Genomic DNA, 1,379 nt, shown 5'->3' with positions numbered 1-1,379 from the left:
GGGGTGGTTCGGGGTTGCTGAGGTTATGCGGCGAGCTCGACGTCTTTCGGTGTCCGGGATTCGTAGAAGGTGCCGTCGCGGAGCATGGCGAACAGGACGCTGATGCGTTGACGGGCGAGTCGGAGGAGGGCTTGGGTGTGGGTCTTGCCGCGTGCTCGCTGGCGGTCGTAGTAGGTGCGGGATGCGGGGTCGGCGTTCATGCAGGCGAAGGCGGACAGGAACATCGCCCGTTTGAGCTGTCGGTTGCCGCCTCGGGGTGCGTGCTCACCGTGGATCGAGGTGCCGGACGACTTCGTTGTCGGGGCGAGTCCCGCGTAGGAGGCGAGGTGGGCGGCGGTGGGGAAGCTGGTGCCGTCGCCGACGGTGACCAGCAGGACGGCGGCGGTCCTGACGCCGACGCCGGGCATCGACGTCAGGACCGGGGAAAGAGGGTGAGCCTCCAGCAGGGCGTTGATCTGGGCTTCCATCGCCCGGCGCTGGGTGTGAACGGCGGCCAGGGATGCGGCCAGGGAGGGAATGACGATGTCGAGGGTGCCGGTGCCGGGGACGACGACGGTCTGTTCGTCGAGTGCGTCGAAGACGTCGTCGATCAGCCGCTGGGCCATGCGGGGGGCTTTCGGGCGGATCAGCTCCACGAGTCTGCGGCGGCCGGCCTTGCGCAGGGCGGACGGGGAGCCGTAGCGCTCCAGCAGCCAGGTCACGGCCTGGTGGTCGAGGCGGGGACCGAGGACGCGCTCCAGGCTGGGGTGGAACTGGGTGAGCAGGCCGCGTATCCGGTTGGACGTGCGGGTGGCCTCGGCCGCGAGATCCTGGTCGAAGCCCACGAGGACCGTGAGTTCGGCGGTGATCTCGTCGGTCAGTTCCAGGGACCGCAGGGTGTGCGGCATGGTGCGGGCCGCGTCCGCGATCACCGCGGCGTCCTTCGCGTCGGTCTTGGCCTCGCCCGGGTAGAGATCGGCGATCCGGCGCATGGCAAGCCCGGGCAGGTAGGCCACTTGACAGCCCGCGTCGCGGGCGACGGTCAGCGGCAGGGCGCCGATCGAGGCGGGCTGATCGACGATCACCAGGACGGTGCCGAACTTTTCGCGCAGCTTGTCGAAGACGGCCCGCAGCCTGGGCTCGCTGTTGGGCAGCGGCTTGTCGAAGACCTTCTTCCCGGCCGGGGTGAGTCCGTGGCCGTGATGGGCACTCTTGCCGACATCCAGGCCCAGGAACACGCCCACATCTTCGATCTCGAACATCGCGCCCCTTCCCAAGGGGTGTTGGCGGTGCCGGCCTCGGCTCGGGTGTCGTGCTCGCGCATCCACGTTATGCAGACCTGCCGCCCGCGAACTGCCCGGCGTTGCGCCGAACCGGGCGGTGGCCGGACCTCTGATCAG

At 69.5% G+C, this 1,379-nt stretch carries 1 protein-coding gene; it reads right to left on the bottom strand.

The genetic code is table 11. The annotated features are described in order from the left end of the window. Nucleotides 1–23: 23 nt before the first annotated feature. Entirely contained in the window at nt 24–1,241 is a 1,218-nt protein-coding gene (locus ACFZDC_RS41990; RefSeq protein WP_391332373.1) for an IS110 family transposase, read from the bottom strand. Between the last annotated feature and the right edge of the window lie 138 nt (nt 1,242–1,379).

Source organism: Streptomyces sp. NPDC007905, assembly GCF_042959345.1.
Classification (GTDB): Bacteria; Actinomycetota; Actinomycetes; order Streptomycetales; family Streptomycetaceae; genus Streptomyces.
This window is presented reverse-complemented; position numbering and strand designations above follow the sequence as displayed.